Origin of the sequence: Marinobacter sp. LA51, assembly GCF_030297175.1 — a bacterium.
Classification (GTDB): Bacteria; Pseudomonadota; Gammaproteobacteria; order Pseudomonadales; family Oleiphilaceae; genus Marinobacter; species Marinobacter apostichopi.
This window is the reverse complement of sequence record NZ_AP028070.1, coordinates 2,992,408-3,007,821: the sequence shown is the minus strand read 5'-3', so window position 1 is coordinate 3,007,821 and position 15,414 is coordinate 2,992,408. Positions and strand designations below refer to the sequence as shown.

13 protein-coding genes are annotated in these 15,414 nt (G+C 57.7%); 10 read left to right on the top strand and 3 right to left on the bottom strand.

Features of this window, described 5'->3' with window-relative positions:
* The first annotated feature begins 4 nt into the window (after nt 1-4).
* Genes tkt through fba form a run of 4 tightly spaced genes read left to right on the top strand, consistent with a single transcriptional unit; the run spans nt 5 to nt 5,350 of the window.
* Entirely contained in the window at nt 5-2,005 is a 2,001-nt protein-coding gene (gene tkt / locus QUE89_RS13955; protein WP_286220678.1) for a transketolase, read from the top strand.
* Nucleotides 2,005-3,036 (top strand): type I glyceraldehyde-3-phosphate dehydrogenase, encoded by a 1,032-nt coding sequence (locus QUE89_RS13950; protein ID WP_286220677.1) that lies wholly within the window; start codon nt 2,005-2,007, stop codon nt 3,034-3,036. The genes tkt and QUE89_RS13950 overlap by 1 nt, the downstream gene beginning before the upstream one ends.
* A gap of 29 nt (nt 3,037-3,065) precedes the next feature.
* A complete protein-coding gene (locus QUE89_RS13945; RefSeq protein WP_286220676.1) occupies nt 3,066-4,229 on the top strand; it encodes a phosphoglycerate kinase in 1,164 nt (387 codons plus the stop codon).
* Between the two features lie 56 nt (nt 4,230-4,285).
* Nucleotides 4,286-5,350: a class II fructose-bisphosphate aldolase gene (fba, locus tag QUE89_RS13940; protein WP_286220675.1), complete on the top strand. Its 1,065-nt coding sequence runs from the start codon at nt 4,286-4,288 to the stop codon at nt 5,348-5,350.
* A gap of 28 nt (nt 5,351-5,378) precedes the next feature.
* Here the strand turns inward: fba and QUE89_RS13935 are convergent, their stop codons facing one another.
* Complete coding sequence (locus QUE89_RS13935) at nt 5,379-6,572, bottom strand: MFS transporter (RefSeq protein WP_286222898.1); 1,194 nt, start codon at nt 6,570-6,572, stop codon at nt 5,379-5,381.
* Between the two features lie 227 nt (nt 6,573-6,799).
* Between QUE89_RS13935 and QUE89_RS13930 the strand changes: the two genes are divergently transcribed.
* Nucleotides 6,800-7,774 carry a DnaJ C-terminal domain-containing protein gene (locus QUE89_RS13930; RefSeq protein WP_286220674.1) on the top strand — a complete coding sequence of 325 codons (975 nt, stop codon included), beginning with the start codon at nt 6,800-6,802 and terminating at the stop codon, nt 7,772-7,774.
* A gap of 15 nt (nt 7,775-7,789) precedes the next feature.
* Nucleotides 7,790-8,149 carry a chaperone modulator CbpM gene (locus QUE89_RS13925; RefSeq protein ID WP_286220673.1) on the top strand — a complete coding sequence of 120 codons (360 nt, stop codon included), beginning with the start codon at nt 7,790-7,792 and terminating at the stop codon, nt 8,147-8,149.
* On the opposite strand, the gene QUE89_RS13920 is transcribed toward QUE89_RS13925, so the two are convergent.
* Both QUE89_RS13920 and QUE89_RS13915 read right to left on the bottom strand, forming a co-directional pair.
* Nucleotides 8,134-8,865: a substrate-binding periplasmic protein gene (locus QUE89_RS13920; protein WP_286222897.1), complete on the bottom strand. Its 732-nt coding sequence runs from the start codon at nt 8,863-8,865 to the stop codon at nt 8,134-8,136. The genes QUE89_RS13925 and QUE89_RS13920 overlap by 16 nt on opposite strands.
* A 126-nt stretch (nt 8,866-8,991) precedes the next feature.
* The gene (locus QUE89_RS13915; protein WP_286220672.1) at nt 8,992-9,165 is read right to left on the bottom strand and encodes a DUF6435 family protein; all 174 of its coding nucleotides are present in this window, start codon (nt 9,163-9,165) and stop codon (nt 8,992-8,994) included.
* A 205-nt stretch (nt 9,166-9,370) separates the two neighbouring features.
* Between QUE89_RS13915 and QUE89_RS13910 the strand changes: the two genes are divergently transcribed.
* The 4 genes from QUE89_RS13910 (at nt 9,371) to QUE89_RS13895 (ending at nt 15,369) form a co-directional block, all read left to right on the top strand.
* Nucleotides 9,371-10,840: a DUF5666 domain-containing protein gene (locus tag QUE89_RS13910; RefSeq protein WP_286220671.1), complete on the top strand. Its 1,470-nt coding sequence runs from the start codon at nt 9,371-9,373 to the stop codon at nt 10,838-10,840.
* 81 nt (nt 10,841-10,921) lie between these two features.
* Nucleotides 10,922-11,779, top strand: coding sequence for a DUF6502 family protein (locus QUE89_RS13905; RefSeq protein WP_286220670.1), 858 nt, complete (start codon nt 10,922-10,924; stop codon nt 11,777-11,779).
* Nucleotides 11,780-11,781: 2 nt separating this feature from the next.
* Nucleotides 11,782-13,299: a DUF5666 domain-containing protein gene (locus tag QUE89_RS13900; RefSeq protein WP_286220669.1), complete on the top strand. Its 1,518-nt coding sequence runs from the start codon at nt 11,782-11,784 to the stop codon at nt 13,297-13,299.
* A gap of 129 nt (nt 13,300-13,428) precedes the next feature.
* Nucleotides 13,429-15,369, top strand: coding sequence for a methyl-accepting chemotaxis protein (locus tag QUE89_RS13895; RefSeq protein WP_286220668.1), 1,941 nt, complete (start codon nt 13,429-13,431; stop codon nt 15,367-15,369).
* Nucleotides 15,370-15,414 lie beyond the last annotated feature (45 nt).

The following is a 15,414-nucleotide window of genomic DNA, read 5'->3' as shown; positions in this document are numbered from 1 at the left end:
GTCAATGCCGTCTCGTAAAGATCTCGCCAACGCCATTCGCGCGCTGAGCATGGATGCGGTTCAGAAAGCCAAGTCCGGCCACCCGGGTGCGCCCATGGGGATGGCGGATATCGCCGAGGTGCTGTGGAACGATTACCTGAGCCACAACCCGGCCAACCCTCAGTGGGCCAACCGTGACCGCTTCGTGCTGTCCAACGGACATGGCTCCATGCTGCAGTATTCGCTGCTGCACCTGAGCGGTTATGACGTTTCCATCGAAGATCTGAAGAATTTCCGTCAACTGCACTCCAAGACCCCGGGTCACCCGGAGTACGGCTACACGCCGGGTGTTGAGACCACCACCGGGCCGCTGGGCCAGGGCATTGCCAACGCCGTTGGTTTTGCGATTGCGGAAAAGGCCATGGCCGCGCAATTTAACCGTCCGGGCCACGACATCGTGGACCACTACACCTATGCGTTCCTGGGCGATGGCTGCCTGATGGAAGGTATCTCCCACGAAGTCTCCTCGCTGGCGGGCACCCTGGGGCTTGGCAAGTTGATCATGTTCTACGATGACAACGGCATCTCCATTGACGGTGAAGTGGACGGCTGGTTCACCGACAACACCCCGCAGCGTTTCGAATCGTATGGCTGGCAGGTGATTCCGGCTGTTGATGGCCACGATGCCGACGCCATCCGCGCCGCCATCGAAGCTGGCCGCGCTAACGCCGAGCAGCCGACACTGATCTGCTGCAAGACCGTGATCGGTTTCGGTTCCCCGAACAAGCAGGGTAAAGAAAGCTGCCACGGCGCTCCGCTGGGCGAAGACGAAATTGCCCTGACCCGCGAGCAACTGGGTTGGGAACACGGTGCCTTCGAAATCCCGTCTGAAATCGCAGCGGCCTGGGACGGACGCGAGAAGGGCGCAGCTGCCCAGTCCGAGTGGGAGCAGAAGTTTGCTGCTTACGAGCAGGCTGAGCCCGAGCTGGCGGCTGAATTCAAGCGCCGCATGGCCGGCGAACTGCCCGCTGATTTCTCAGAAAAAGCCCAGGCGTACATTCAGGAGTGTCAGGACAAGGGCGAGACCATCGCCAGCCGTAAGGCCTCCCAGAACACCCTGAACGCTTACGGCCCGTTGCTGCCGGAACTGCTGGGCGGTTCCGCCGACCTGGCCGGTTCCAACCTGACCATCTGGAGTGGCGTTGAAGGCCTGACCAAAGAAGACGCCAGCGGCAACTACATCTACTACGGTGTACGTGAGTTTGGCATGGCCGCCATCATGAACGGCATCGCCCTGCACGGTGGCTTTGTGCCCTACGGCGCTACCTTCCTGATCTTCATGGAATACTGCCGCAACGCCGTACGTATGGCGGCCCTGATGAAGCAGCGCTCTATCTTTGTCTTCACCCACGACTCCATTGGTCTGGGCGAAGATGGCCCCACGCACCAGCCGGTTGAGCAGTTGGCCAGCCTGCGCACCACGCCGAACATGAGCACCTGGCGCCCGGCCGACACCGTTGAATCTGCGGTAGCCTGGAAAGCAGCACTCGAGCGCACCGATGGCCCGACCGCCATGGTGTTCTCACGCCAGGGTCTGCCGGCCCAGGCGCGTGATGCCCAGCAGCTGACCGACGTGGCCAAGGGCGGTTACATCCTGTCTGACAGCGAAGGCACCCCCGAGCTGATCCTGATCGCCACCGGTTCTGAAGTAGGCCTGGCGCAGGATGCTGCCGCCAAGCTGCGGGAGCAGGGCAAGAACATCCGTGTGGTTTCCATGCCGTCTACCGACGTATTCGATGCCCAGAGCGCCGAGTACAAGCAGAAGGTTCTGCCGCTGGACGTCACCAACCGCGTTGCCATCGAAGCTTCCATTGCCGACTACTGGTACAAGTACGTGGGTCTGGACGGACGCGTTGTGGGCATGACCACCTTCGGTGAATCTGCGCCCGCCGGTGAGCTGTTCAAAGAGTTTGGCTTTACCGTCGACAACGTGCTGGAAGTGGCCTCAGAACTGCTGGAAGCCTGATGACCAAGTCCGCGCCGTTTCGAATTGCCATCAATGGGTACGGCCGCATTGGCCAGTGCGTGTTGCGTGCGCTTTATGAAAACGGTTTTCGCGATCACCTGCGGGTGGTCGCGATCAACGAACTCTCGGACATCGACACCATCGCCCACCTGACCCGCTATGATTCCACTCATGGCCGGTTTCGGGGCGAGATCGAGGTGCAGGGCCAGGACCTGATCGTGAATGGCGATCCCATCCGGGTGCTTAGCCACACGGAACCGGCCGAGCTGCCGTGGGATCTGCTCGATGTCGATCTGGTGCTCGAGTGTTCCGGTGCCTATTCCGACCGGGCCACGGCTGAGCGTCACCTGGATGCCGGCGCCAAGCGCCTGCTGTTTTCACAGCCTGCGGAATCAGACGTCGATCGCACCGTGGTCTTCGGCATCAATGAAGACCAGATTGCCGCGATCGATCGGATTGTGGCTGCTGGTTCCTGCACCACCAACTGCCTGGTGCCAGTCATTCAGGTGCTGGATGAGGCCTTTGGTGTCGAGCATGGCACCACGACAACCATCCATGCGGCGATGAACGACCAGCCGGTTATCGATGCCTACCATCACCAAGACTTGCGCCGAACCCGTAGCGCCCTGCATAACATCGTGCCGGTCGATACCGGGCTTGCCCGGGGCATAGAGCGATTGCTGCCGCACATGCACGGCCGGTTCAGTTCTGTAGCCATGCGAGTCCCTACCCTGAACGTCTCCGCCATTGATATGGTGGTGAACGTTGCCCAGGCCACCGACGTGACAGCCGTCAATGAGCTGCTGAAGAAGACAGCAGCCGGCTCACTGAAGGGCATTCTGGGATACACCGACGAATTGCTGGCCAGCTCCGATTTCAACCACGATGCCCATTCGGGTGTGGTGGATGGCGGCCAGACCCGCGTCACGGGCGGAACCATGGTGAAAGTATTGTGCTGGTTCGACAACGAGTGGGGTTTTGCGAACCGTATGCTCGACGTCAGCAAGAGCTGGTTAACCCATCATTCTTAATCTGAAATTTTGTTGAAGGGACGAACACTATGGCCATTAAGAAAATGACCGACCTGAACCTTGCCGGCAAGCGGGTTCTGATTCGCGAAGACCTGAACGTGCCGGTAAAGAACGGCCAGGTGGCAAGCGACGCCCGTATCCGCGCGTCACTGCCCACCATCAAGGCTGCCATGGAGGCGGGTGCCAAGGTCATGCTGATGTCCCATCTGGGTCGTCCGGAAGAGGGCGTGTACGACGAAGCCTCTTCCATGAAGCCGGTTGCGGACCACCTGTCCGGTGTTCTGGGTCAGGACGTTCGCCTGATCAAGGATTACCTGAGCGGTGTTGAAGTCGCCGATGGCGAAGTGGTGCTGTTCGAGAACGTCCGCTTTAACAAAGGCGAAAAGAAAGACGACGAAACACTGGCCAAGCAATACGCTGCCCTGTGCGACGTCTATGTGATGGATGCCTTCGGCACCGCCCACCGCGCCCAGGCCTCGACCCACGGTGTTGCACGATTCGCCCCGGAAGCCTGCGCTGGCCCGCTGCTGGCAGCCGAGCTGGAAGCTCTGGAAAAGGCTCTGGATAAACCGGCCAAGCCAGTAGTTGCCATCGTTGGTGGCTCCAAGGTATCCACCAAGCTGGACGTGCTGAACGCTCTTGAAAAGGTGTGTGACCAGATCATCGTCGGTGGCGGCATCGCCAACACCTTCCTGGCTGCGGCCGGGCATCCCGTTGGCAAGTCCCTGTGCGAGCACGACCTGACCGACACCGCCAAAGACATCGCTGCCCGGGTCGATATCCCGTTGCCGGTTGATGTGGTAGTTGCCAGCGAGTTCGCCGAAACCGCCACTGCAACCACCAAGAACATCGAAGACGTGACCGAAGACGACATGATCCTCGACGTTGGCCCGGTCACGGCCGGTCGCTTCGCCAAGGTTCTGAAAGATGCCAAGACCATCCTCTGGAATGGTCCGGTTGGCGTCTTTGAATTCGATCAGTTTGGCAACGGCACCAAGGCCCTGGCCAATGCCATTGCCCACAGCGATGGCTTCTCATTGGCCGGCGGTGGCGACACCGTGGCAGCCGTTGACAAATACGACATAGCTGACAAGATTTCGTACATTTCCACCGGTGGCGGTGCCTTCCTGGAGTTTGTAGAAGGCAAAACCCTGCCGGCAGTCGCTGTTCTGGAAGAGCGTGGAGCCGACTAAACAAGTCTGCCAAGAATTCAACTGACTCATAAACGTTTAAACCAAGGAGACAACCCATGGCCCTGATTTCGTTGCGGCAAATGCTGGACCACGCCGCCGAGCGTGGTTACGGTGTGCCAGCCTTTAACGTCAATAACCTCGAGCAGATGCGCGCCATCATGGAAGCGGCTGATAAGACCGACTCCCCGGTGATTGTTCAGGCCTCTGCCGGTGCCCGTAAGTACGCCGGAGCGCCGTTCCTGCGCCACTTGATCCTGGCGGCCATCGAAGAGTTTCCGCACATTCCGGTGGCAATGCACCAGGATCACGGCACCAGCCCGGCCGTGTGCCAGCGCTCCATCCAGCTGGGCTTCAGCTCGGTGATGATGGACGGCTCCCTGGGTGAAGACGGCAAGACCCCGACCGACTACGAGTACAACGTCGACGTTACTCGCCGCACCGTAGAAATGGCCCACGCTTGTGGCGTTTCTGTTGAAGGTGAACTGGGCTGCCTGGGCTCACTGGAAACCGGTCAGGCCGGTGAAGAAGACGGTATCGGTGCAGAAGGCACCCTGGATCACAGCCAGATGCTGACCGATCCGGAAGAAGCTGCCGACTTCGTCAAGAAGACCCACGTTGATGCCCTGGCTATCGCTATCGGCACCAGCCACGGCGCCTACAAGTTCACCCGTCCGCCGACTGGTGACATCCTGGCCATCGACCAGATCAAGGCCATCCACGCCCGTATCCCGGACACCCACCTGGTTATGCACGGCTCAAGCTCCGTACCCCAGGAGTGGTTGCAGATCATCAACGAATACGGTGGTCAGATCCCGGAAACCTACGGTGTTCCGGTTGAGGAAATCGTGGAAGGTATCAAGCACGGCGTGCGTAAGGTCAACATCGACACCGACCTGCGTCTGGCCAGCACTGGCGCTACCCGTCGCTTCCTGGCCGAGAATCCGGCCGAGTTCGATCCGCGCAAATTCCTGAAAGCCACCATGAAGGCCATGACGGACGTGTGCATCGATCGTTACGAAGCATTCGGCACTGCCGGCAACGCCAGCAAGATCAAGGCGCTTAACCTTGAGCAGATGTTCGAGCGTTACGCCTCCGGTGAGCTAGATCCTAAGGTCCGATAAACAGCTTCGATAAACCGGTCCGATAAGCTCAAGAAACCGATGCTTGATAGGCCTCCGCACTGCGGAGGCCTTTTTCGTTGTGTCGCCAGGCCGCCAGAAAAATGACCAGGCCGATGGCTGCAGTCGTCGCCCCTACATAGCCTGTGGATGACCAGCCATACCCGGCCGTTATCGCGATGCCGGCGAGCCAGGGCCCCAGGGCATTGGCCATATTGAATGCAGCGTGGTGTGACGCAGCAGCCAGAGTCTGCGCCCCGTGTGCGACATCCATCAGATGAGTCTGCAGGGCAGGCCCCAAAGCGCCCATCATCGCCACCAGGAAGCAGGCAGCCAACAATGCTGGTAAAGACCCCGTGGTCGATGGAAACGCCAGCAGAATGCCCGAGCTTAGCAGCAGGATGACGCCCACCGCACGGAACCCCAGTCGATCGAACAGCCAGCCCCCCAGCAGATTGCCAATGAAGCCTCCCAGGCCAAATACTGCAAGGCCAATCGGAATCCAGTACGGGGCCACTTCAGTGACCTCAAGCAGCGTTGGAGCGAGGTAGCTCAACACCGCGAACATGCCCGAAAAGCCGATGGCGCCGATGGCGAGTGCGAACCAGATGCCAGGCTTGTTGAACGAGCAGATCTCGCTAAATGAACCCTGGCGTTGCTCGTCCGGATCCGGGGGGAGCACCCAGATCACCATGGTGAGGGTAACGACGGCAATCAGCCCGACAAACGCGTACACGTAGCGCCAATCCAGCGATTGCCCCAACCATGCAGCCAAAGGGTTTCCTATCAGCAGTGCCAGAGTCAGGCCCATCATCACCCTGGCCACGGCTTTGGCCCGCTGATGGGGAGGAACCAGTGACGCCGCCACCAGGGACGCAATACCAAAATAGGCACCGTGCGGCAGGCCCGCGACAAACCGGGCAATCATCACCCCGGTGTAGCCGTCGGCCAGGGCGCTCGCCAGGTTACCTACCGCGTAGAAGGCCATCAGCCAGATCAGCAACTGGCGGCGGAAAAACCGGGCGCCAATGATCGCCAGCACCGGTGCACCGACCACCACGCCCAGTGCGTAGGCGCTGATGAGATGACCCACCTGGGGTTCTGTCACACCCAGATCCAGGGACACGTTAGGCATCAGTCCCATGATGGCAAATTCGCCGGTGCCGATGGCGAAGCCGCCAAGCGCCAGGGCAAATTCGATCAGGAAGATCTGTAGTCGGGTCATCGATGCGCTAGTCAAAAGAACTCCGTGTCATGGGGCTATCGGGAAAAGCCGATCATTGTCGCTGCAACAGGACAGGGCTGCCATAAGGGCTACCACAGTGATGCCCCACTTGACCTACCGCAAGTACCGCAGCGCTCCTGCTTGTATTTCTGCAATCAGCGACAACTATAGGTATCAGAGAGCGAGAGGTTTCAGGGCTCAATCGTTGGTCGTGTTTGGGGAACAACATGGACTTCAAAGACTATTACGCCGCACTGGGTGTGAGTGAGTCTGCCTCCCCCGAGGAGATTAAAAAGGCCTACCGGAAACTGGCCCGAAAATACCATCCGGACGTCAGCAAAGAGGCGAAAGCCGACGAGAAATTCAAGGATGTAGGCGAAGCCTACGAAGTACTGAAAGATCCGGAAAAGCGCGCCGAGTATGACCAGTTGCGCAAGTACGGTGCTCGGGCTGACGGGTCGTTTGAACCACCTCCAGGCTGGCAGAGTGCCTCGGGGTTTGGTGCCGGTGGCTACACCGAGGCCGACGCCCGGGGCTTCAGTGACTTCTTTGAGGAGATCTTCGGAGGCGGCGGCCATGGTGGCTTTTCCCGCGGTGGCTTCGGCGGCGCAGGCGGCGGTTATCGCCAGCAAATGCGTGGCGAAGATGTGCATGCCCGGCTCGCGCTGTTTCTGGAAGAAGTCTTTCAGGGGTGCGAGAAGAAGGTGTCATTCACCGTGCACGAGGCCGACCAGCAGGGTCGTTTCAGGCCCCGTCAGAAAACCCTGAATGTGAAAATTCCTGCCGGAATGCGAGATGGCCAGCATCTGCGACTCAAAGGTCAGGGCTCACCGGGCTTTGGCGGCGGCGAGGCCGGCGACCTGCTGCTGGAAATAGAGCTGGCGCCGCACCCCACCTTTACCGTGGAGGGCAGGGATGTGCTGGTTACCGTGCCTGTAGCCCCATGGGAAGCAGCGCTTGGGGCCAGTGTCACCGTACCAACCGTCGGCTCCAGGGTCAGTGTGAAAGTTCCCAAGAACTCATCCAGCGGTCGCAAACTCAGACTCAAGGGCAAGGGGCTTCCCGGTAAACATCCAGGCGATCAGATCGTGGTTCTGCAGATTGTAATGCCCGAGCAGCACAGTAAGGAGGCAGAGCAGCTTTATCAAAAGCTGGCCAAGGCGGAAAAGCCATTTAATCCACGCAGCAAACTGCATCTTTAATCAGGGAGAGACGGCATGGCCCGGAAAGATTCAGTGCTAACCGTTGATGTTGCCGATTCGAGGGTGACGTTCTCACTCCGGGAAATGTGTGACCGGGGTGAGTGCCACGCTGAGATGGTTTTAAAGATGGTGAGCTACGGCATCATTGAGCCGATCGAGCCGTCAGAGTCCGGTTCCGAACAGACCTGGGAATTCGATCTGGCCGCCCTGATGCGACTGCACAAAGCCATACGACTGCAGCGGGATCTGAAACTGAACCTGCCAGGGCTGGCGATGTCGCTGGATCTTCTAGACGAAGTAGAAATCATGCGGCGGGACATTGCCCGACTTCGCCAGCAACTGCGTCACTTATCCCGGGATCAGGGTGGTGATTGAGTCCCAAATATCCGCGCTAGGGTTCCGTCCTCTTTCATGTCGGTGAGCACGTCGTTGAATAACGGCAAATGCGCCTTAATCGGAGAGGCCTTGGACAGGCCGATATAAAACGGTACGGATTTGAAGGGGCCCTGGTAAATCGTCAGTGATTTCCGGAGATCAGGTCGGTCTTCAAGCGCTGATTCTCCGGCAACTCCGTTTACCAGGAAGATATCGATACGGCCGAGTGAAAGGCGCAGCATATTGCTCAGTATTGTCGGGGCGGAGTCGAGGGTCAGTTTGTGCTCTGTGACCGCCTGATTGAATGCTTCGCCATAGGTGAAACCGTCTGTAACTCCAATCTTGAGTCCCTCAAAGTCCTTGAACGAGCGAAAATCCCGGTCAAAGCTGCGGTCGCTGCGAGCCCAGACCAGGTTAGCATCGCGATGGACCGGAATCGGGAAGTGAAGATAAGTGGCTCGGTCGTCATTGTGGGTGAGTAGCATAACGCCATCGTACTGTCCCTGTTTGGCCCAGAGCAGGCAGCGTTTCCAGGGCAGCAGTCGAAGTTTGAATGCCATCCCCAGCCTATGTTCAAGTTCTTCAAATAGCTCGACGGCAATACCTGCTTCAGGTTGCCTGCCGATGCCTCCTATTGTGTAAGGGGGCCAGGGGTCCTCGCAGAAACGGTATGTTGTCCGCGTTTGGTCGGCGGAACTGGCTGCACTGAGCCCCATTGCCAGGAGCCCCGGTGTCAAAAAGTACCTTACGAACGTCCGAATTGTTCGTGTCATCTTGTATGCCTTTGATCTCGTCCCAGCACCTCAGTATAGCGTCAGATTCTCGGGGAAAAGTATCAAGGCTTACTTTTTGGCCGGCAGCTTCTCGATCTCGGCGTAAATTTTCTCCGCTTCTTCCATCAGCGTGCCGTGAGTGCGCAAGTCGCCATTGCGTTGCGCGTGCAGGGCTTTTTCCAGTTTGTCTTCATAGGCTTTCTGGAGCTTCTTTCTCGGATCGCCTTTCAAAAATCCCAGCATCGGTTTGGACCTGTATTGACAGAGTACTGAGAACCTTACGTTGTTTGGCCCATAAAGTTCACGAAAATTTTTTGATTGAAAGCTAGACATTGTCAATTTTTGGGATAAAATTCCCATTTCTAAATTTGGGAAATTAATCCCATTTATGGGTTGGTTGATCAATGGCGACCGCCTGCGGACGCAATAACAAGCTTGGAGAAAAACAATGAATCGCAAACCTTTAGCTATCGCAGTGAAGCTGGCCATGACCGGCGCCCTGGCAAGTGCCATTGTCGCGTGTGGCGGCGGTGGATCCGGAGATTCTGAGGGCGGTGGTACCTCATCAGGCGCCAGCGTTGGTGCGGTTTCGGGCTTTGGCAGTGTCTACGTCAACGGCACCCGCTTTGAGACCAATGGTAGCGTTACCAGCGACGACGGTTTGGCGCGCGAAGATGAGCTTGAGAAAGGGATGATTTTGCAGGTTGAAGGTAACTGGGATGAGCGGGGCGAGGGCCGGGCAGACAGAATCAGTTACGACGATACGCTCCGCGGCCCTGTTTCTGTTATGAGCTGGGATGACGTAGCCCGCACAGGAACTCTGACCCTTCTAGGCCAAAGTATCTCGCTGGACGGAAAAACTGTTTTCCGTGGCGCGACTCCGACGGCCATTGCCAGCAACCCTCAAGGATACCGCGTTCGGATCAGTGCCTGGCGCCTGCAGGATGGCAGCTTCCGGGCAAGCTTTGTCGGTGCCCGAGCCATCGGTGTGGAGTTCAATGACAACAACGAGGTCGAGATTGAAGGCGTTGTCGCCAACTTGGACACAAGCGCCCAGACTTTCACCATTAACGGCTTCCAGATCAATTACACCAGCGCTGTCGGCGATGATGATTTCTCCGTTGATGATCTGGCGAACGGAATCGTTGTGGAGGTGGAGGGTTACCTGGACGGCAACACGATTATGGCCGAGGAAATCGATGATGAGGATGACCTGTTCAACGACGATGACGACGTCGAGATCTCCGGAAGCATCTATGACTTTGACGCCTCTAGCGGTCAGTTCTCGCTGAATGGTGTCAGGGTACAGATCAATGGCGACACGGAATTTGACGATCTCTCTGAAGGCAGCCTCGTCGATGGACTTTTCGTAAAGGTTGAAGGGGAGGCGATCAACGGCGTAGTCGTTGCTGAAGAGATTGAGGGCCGGGAATCTGATGCTGAACTCGATGGCCGTATTGAATCCATCGATCTGGACAACGAATCCATGATCGTCAGTGGAGTTCGTGTTCAACTGACAGGAAATACCCTGATCGATGATGACGATCAGGATCAGGATGGCCGCCACAGTCGAGCCCGTGACATCCAGAGCCTCCAGGTAGGTGACTATCTAGAAATTGAAGGTCGTCAGAATAGTACTGAGGGCGGATTCCTCGAAGCCATCAGTATTGAGCGCGAGGACAGTGACGAGGATGACGATTTCGAGCTCGAAGCCCGAGTGAGCGCGATCGGAGCCGATACCGTGACGATCATGAACCTGGAGGTCCTTCGTAATGGCTTCAGCCTGTCCGGTGTCCAAGTTGGTGATGAAGTGGAAATCGAGTATCGCCCGACCGGTGGCGGTCAGTACGAATTGACCGGAAATGTCGACGTTGATGGCAGTGAGGACAGCACCCCCGCGGATGCTTCCCAAGTCTGAGCAGCCAATGCCAGCCCTGGCCGGTTTGCGCCGGCCAGGTATTCTGGCTTTTGACGTAGCTATGGGAATACAATCCCAAACATGAAAAAGACCTCCTCCCTGCATCAAGCGCTGTTCCGCATCCTGCGTCCTTTGACGCGGTTGCTGTTGAGGAACGGCATTCCTTTCGGCGAATTCTCCGAGCTGGTGAAGCGTGCCTATGTAGAAGCCGCTCTGGAGGATTTTGACGACGGCCGACGAAAGCCCACCGATTCCCGTGCTGCGGTAATGACCGGGCTGACCCGAAAGGAAGTAAAGCGTCAGCGTGAAATCCTTGCAGGGCAGAACACGGGCTCGAGCGCGAGCGATGTGCTTCATTCCAACCGGGCGTCGCGGGTGGTGTCGGGCTGGGTACACGATACGGCCTTCCAGACCAAAGCCGGAGAGCCAGCCGTTTTGTCTTTTGACGGACCGTTGAGCTTCAGCGAATTGGTTAAGCGGTACAGCGGTGACATGCCTCCCCGTGCGGTGCTTGATGAATTGCTTCGGGTCGGCGTCGTTTCGATAGATGCGGAATCAGGCGGGCTAATCTTGCAGCAAAGAGCTTATGTTCCGGCCGGAGACAGCGAGGAAATGCTCCAGATTTTCGGCGAGGACGTGTCTGATCTTATAGCGACAATTGATCACAATCTGGTTAGCGGCGAATCTGGCCAGTCACCAATGTTCCAGAGAACTTTGACCTACAACAACATTCCTCCGGAGATGATGGAGAGCTGGCGCAAGCATGCAGCTGCCCAGTCCCAGACACTGCTGGAGCAGTTGGATAAATGGCTGGGGCCCCACGATCGAGACATTTCGGGGCAAGGCTCTGGCTGTTTGTCCGGGGATCCTGTCCGCACGGGCGTAAGCGTCTTCTTTTTCGAAGAACCTGCCGGCAAAGGCCGGAAACGGGGAGATTAGTTATGACACGGCAACTCCGTAATCGTGTTTTCGAGCTGCTCGCCGGCTCAATGGCCTTTGGTGTGATTGCCGCTTGTGGTGGTGCCGGAGGCGGCGGGCTGGATGTGGCAGATGGAGGAATCCGGGGAACCGGTTCAAGCGTTGGGCCAGTTTCAGGGTTCGGGAGTGTGTTTGTTAATGGGGTGAAGTTCAACACAGATGGCATCCCGAATCAGGAAGTGGAAAGTAATGATGGTGTTCAGTTAGAGACAGATCTCAGTGAAGGAATGATTCTGAGAGTCGAGGGCCAGTGGCGAGATGATGGCACGGGAACGGCTGATCGACTTAGTTACGACGATACCTTGCGTGGTCCGGTTGAGCAGGTCGTTGCTGATCCAAGCGGTGCTGGTGAGTTTGTAACCCTCACAGTCATGGGACAGTCAGTGCGGGTTGATGGTCAGACCGTCGTTCGCGGCACAACCTACGCCACCCTGCTTGGCGGCTCCCCAATCAGTGACCATGTCAGAGTCAGCGCCTGGCGCCAGGCTGATGGCTCTTACCGGGCTGGCTATATTGAGACGATCTCTCCAGATCTGACCGATGTTGAGCTGGAGGGTAGAGTATCGGCGGCTGATGCAGCGCAGAACGAAGTCACGATTGGCACAATTACCGTTCAGTACGACGAGAGTGCAGTCAGTTTTGGTTCCGGGCTGACAGAGGCGGATTTGGCAAACATCACGGCATTGGAAGTTGAGGGCAGCCTCGCTGGAAATGTGTTGACTGCAGTCACAATAGATCGGGACGACGCCCGTCGTTTCAGACGTAATAATGCCGGCGATATTGAGTTCACTGCGACAATCGATTCGTCTTACACGCCTTCCGGGACTACCTCTCGTCCCGGAGAATTCCGGATGGGAGATCTGACGGTCAGGGTGACGGAAACCACCGAGCTTGATGACGACGTCACGCTCGCGGATTTGACCGAAGGGCTTCTGGTCCAGGTGGAAGGCAGTTTCATCTCGGAAACCGTTGTTGAGGCGGAAGAGATTGAGCGCCGGGATGGCAATGCAAAGGCCGAAGGGGTTATTTCATCAGCTGCTGACAGTGTGTTTTTTGTTGGTGGCGTTGAAGTTCGGGTCTCACCGACAACAACATTTACCGTTGAAGACGGTTCCGACGTTACCTTCCTGACTCTTCCAGTTGGTTCCACGACAGTGGAGGTTGAGGGGGTTGAGAGGCAGCAGGGAACTGACACCTTTATCGAAGCGTTGAAAGTCGAAGTGGACGATGAAACGGCCACTGTTGCCGATCGCGACCGGTATGAACTGGAAGGTAAGCTCACGGCCATTACCCCTAGCTCCATCATGATTCTCGGGGTGTCGATAGATGCGGCTCCAGCAAGCTATGCGGATAATTCTCAGGCAGAAGTCATTAACCGATTCGGCAATGGAGAAACTCTGATTCTCGAAGTTGAATATTCACGGGATGGGAACAATTTCATTGCCGACGAAATCGAACTCGAGGAAAACGATGACGATTGACTACAAAATCCGTACATAAATACGGCCCACTAAGGCCCGGGGTTTGCTATACATACGGCAACATGCTTTGCAAGGACGCTGGTAACGGTTGTACAGGATGCATGACGCACACACGCTAGCGGGGTCCGTATGTCATTTGATTTCCTACGGCGGCTGATCTCCAGCCGCCTTCTCCGACCGGTATTCCTGATCCTGATCATCGCCGGGTTGGTTCAGGTACTGGTCAGTCAGTGGCTGATTTCAAATCAGGTCGAGCGCCTGGTAGAGACCGCAGGTTCAGCGCTTGAGGCCAGCAGTGATCAAGTCAGCGACTCCTTCGGCGAAACCCGGGAGGACGTGCGCGGTCGCCTGCAGACCATGCGGGAGAAGAGCATCGATGAACTTGCCAGTGCCCTGACCAAACAACAAACCGAGCAACAGCAACGGGTTTCAGACAATGTTCGCTCGGCTGTCATGGCTGAGGCACAGGGCCTGGCTAATGTTCTGGCGGCGGTTGCCGCGCCCCTGATCTGGGATCGTGACATACCCCGCCTGACCGATCTTGTTGAACTGGCCGACGCGCGCGAATCGGTGCTGTTTGCCATTTACTACGATCAGTACGGCAAGCGCATGACCCGCTATGTCGATCGCACCGACGATCGAGTACGCACTCTTATGGACCAGGGCGAAGGTCGTGGTGCGGCAAACAAGGTCCTCGATGCGGCCAGCCGTGATCCTAACGTAGTGATCATCACTGCCGACATCAAACCGCAGGGTTCAGCCATTGGCCAACTGAAGCTGGGCTTGTCCCTTGAAGGCATTAACCGGGATCTGGCGCAGTTGGAACAGGAATTCAGCGCCACCATCACCGGCAGTATCGACGCCTCCCGCCAGACGCTTGAAGCCGAAACTGAACTGGTAAACCAGCGGCTGCAACAGCAGCTGGCGGCTATGGACGCCGATACCCAGGCGCGAATTCAGAGCACGGTGGAGTCCCTGAATGACGAGGCGTCCAGCCTGGCCGCCAACCTTTCGATTCTGGCGATTGGCTCCATTGTTGTTCTGATCGTTCTGGTTGCTGCGGTACTCGGTGGCGGGCTCCTGCCCCGCGTGTTGCGCTTGAGTGCGGCGATCTGGAGCATCGCCGATGGCGAAGCCGATTTGACCCGCCGGGTCACGCTCAAAGGCAAGGATGAGTTGACTGAAATGGCGCGCGGCATGAACCAGTTCATCGCCCGGATTCAGGAGCTGGTGTCCGATGTGAAGGCGTCTGCCGAATCTGCCGCGGGTCAGGCCCGGGAGCAGGGCGAGATCAGCCAGGACGCAGTTGCTGCGGTGAATCATCAGCAGCGGGAAGTGGCTGAGGTGTCCGAAACCATGGCCGCCATGTCCCAGAGTATTTCGGAAGTGGCCGACAGCATTCAGGAAGTCGCTGGCTCGGTTCAGACCATCGGTGCAGAGAGCGAGGCAACCGCCAGTATCTCCCGGGATGTGCGTGAGCGTCTGGATGCGGTGGTGCGACAGGTTGAGAAAGCGGTTGAGGCGGTGAACGCGCTTAACACTCAGAGCACCGAGATAACGTCGGTACTGTCGGTGATTGGTGCGATTGCTGAACAGACCAACCTGCTCGCACTGAACGCCGCAATTGAAGCGGCGCGGGCCGGGGAATCCGGCCGCGGCTTTGCCGTGGTGGCGGATGAAGTGCGCACGCTGGCCAGCCGAACCCAGGAGTCCACCACTGAAATCGAAGGCATTATCGCGCGCCTGCAGCGTGGCAGCCATGAAGCGGTGTCGGTGATCGATCAGGTATCAGGACAGGTTGCCGATTCCTCAACCGAATTCCGCAAGGCCGATGAGCACTTTGAGGAGATCAATCAGTTGCTGGGCAACCTGCAGGAGCGGGCACTGACGATTTCCTCAGTTGCCGAGCAGGAAGGGCGCCATGCCGGCAAGGTCAGCGTCAGCGTTGACGACATCGCCCGGTCATCCGAAACCACCGTTGAAGCCATCCACCGGTCCGACAATGCCAGTCAGAAGATTGGTGAGTTGCTGGCGGCGCTTCAGGCCAAGGCGTCCCAGTTCCGGGTTTAACTCGGGCGGAGTGAACAGAAACGGGCACCTTCGGGTGCCCGTTTC

Bases quoted from the DNA above. Each gene is read 5' to 3' on its own strand.
- tkt (WP_286220678.1), top strand. From the start codon at position 5: ATGCCGTCTCGTAAAGATCTCGCCAACGCCATTCGCGCGCTGAGCATG.
- QUE89_RS13950 (WP_286220677.1), top strand. From the start codon at position 2,005: ATGACCAAGTCCGCGCCGTTTCGAATTGCCATCAATGGGTACGGCCGC.
- QUE89_RS13945 (WP_286220676.1), top strand. From the start codon at position 3,066: ATGGCCATTAAGAAAATGACCGACCTGAACCTTGCCGGCAAGCGGGTT.
- fba (WP_286220675.1), top strand. From the start codon at position 4,286: ATGGCCCTGATTTCGTTGCGGCAAATGCTGGACCACGCCGCCGAGCGT.
- QUE89_RS13935 (WP_286222898.1), bottom strand. From the start codon at position 6,572: ATGACCCGACTACAGATCTTCCTGATCGAATTTGCCCTGGCGCTTGGC.
- QUE89_RS13930 (WP_286220674.1), top strand. From the start codon at position 6,800: ATGGACTTCAAAGACTATTACGCCGCACTGGGTGTGAGTGAGTCTGCC.
- QUE89_RS13925 (WP_286220673.1), top strand. From the start codon at position 7,790: ATGGCCCGGAAAGATTCAGTGCTAACCGTTGATGTTGCCGATTCGAGG.
- QUE89_RS13920 (WP_286222897.1), bottom strand. From the start codon at position 8,865: ATGGGGCTCAGTGCAGCCAGTTCCGCCGACCAAACGCGGACAACATAC.
- QUE89_RS13915 (WP_286220672.1), bottom strand. From the start codon at position 9,165: ATGCTGGGATTTTTGAAAGGCGATCCGAGAAAGAAGCTCCAGAAAGCC.
- QUE89_RS13910 (WP_286220671.1), top strand. From the start codon at position 9,371: ATGAATCGCAAACCTTTAGCTATCGCAGTGAAGCTGGCCATGACCGGC.
- QUE89_RS13905 (WP_286220670.1), top strand. From the start codon at position 10,922: ATGAAAAAGACCTCCTCCCTGCATCAAGCGCTGTTCCGCATCCTGCGT.
- QUE89_RS13900 (WP_286220669.1), top strand. From the start codon at position 11,782: ATGACACGGCAACTCCGTAATCGTGTTTTCGAGCTGCTCGCCGGCTCA.
- QUE89_RS13895 (WP_286220668.1), top strand. From the start codon at position 13,429: ATGTCATTTGATTTCCTACGGCGGCTGATCTCCAGCCGCCTTCTCCGA.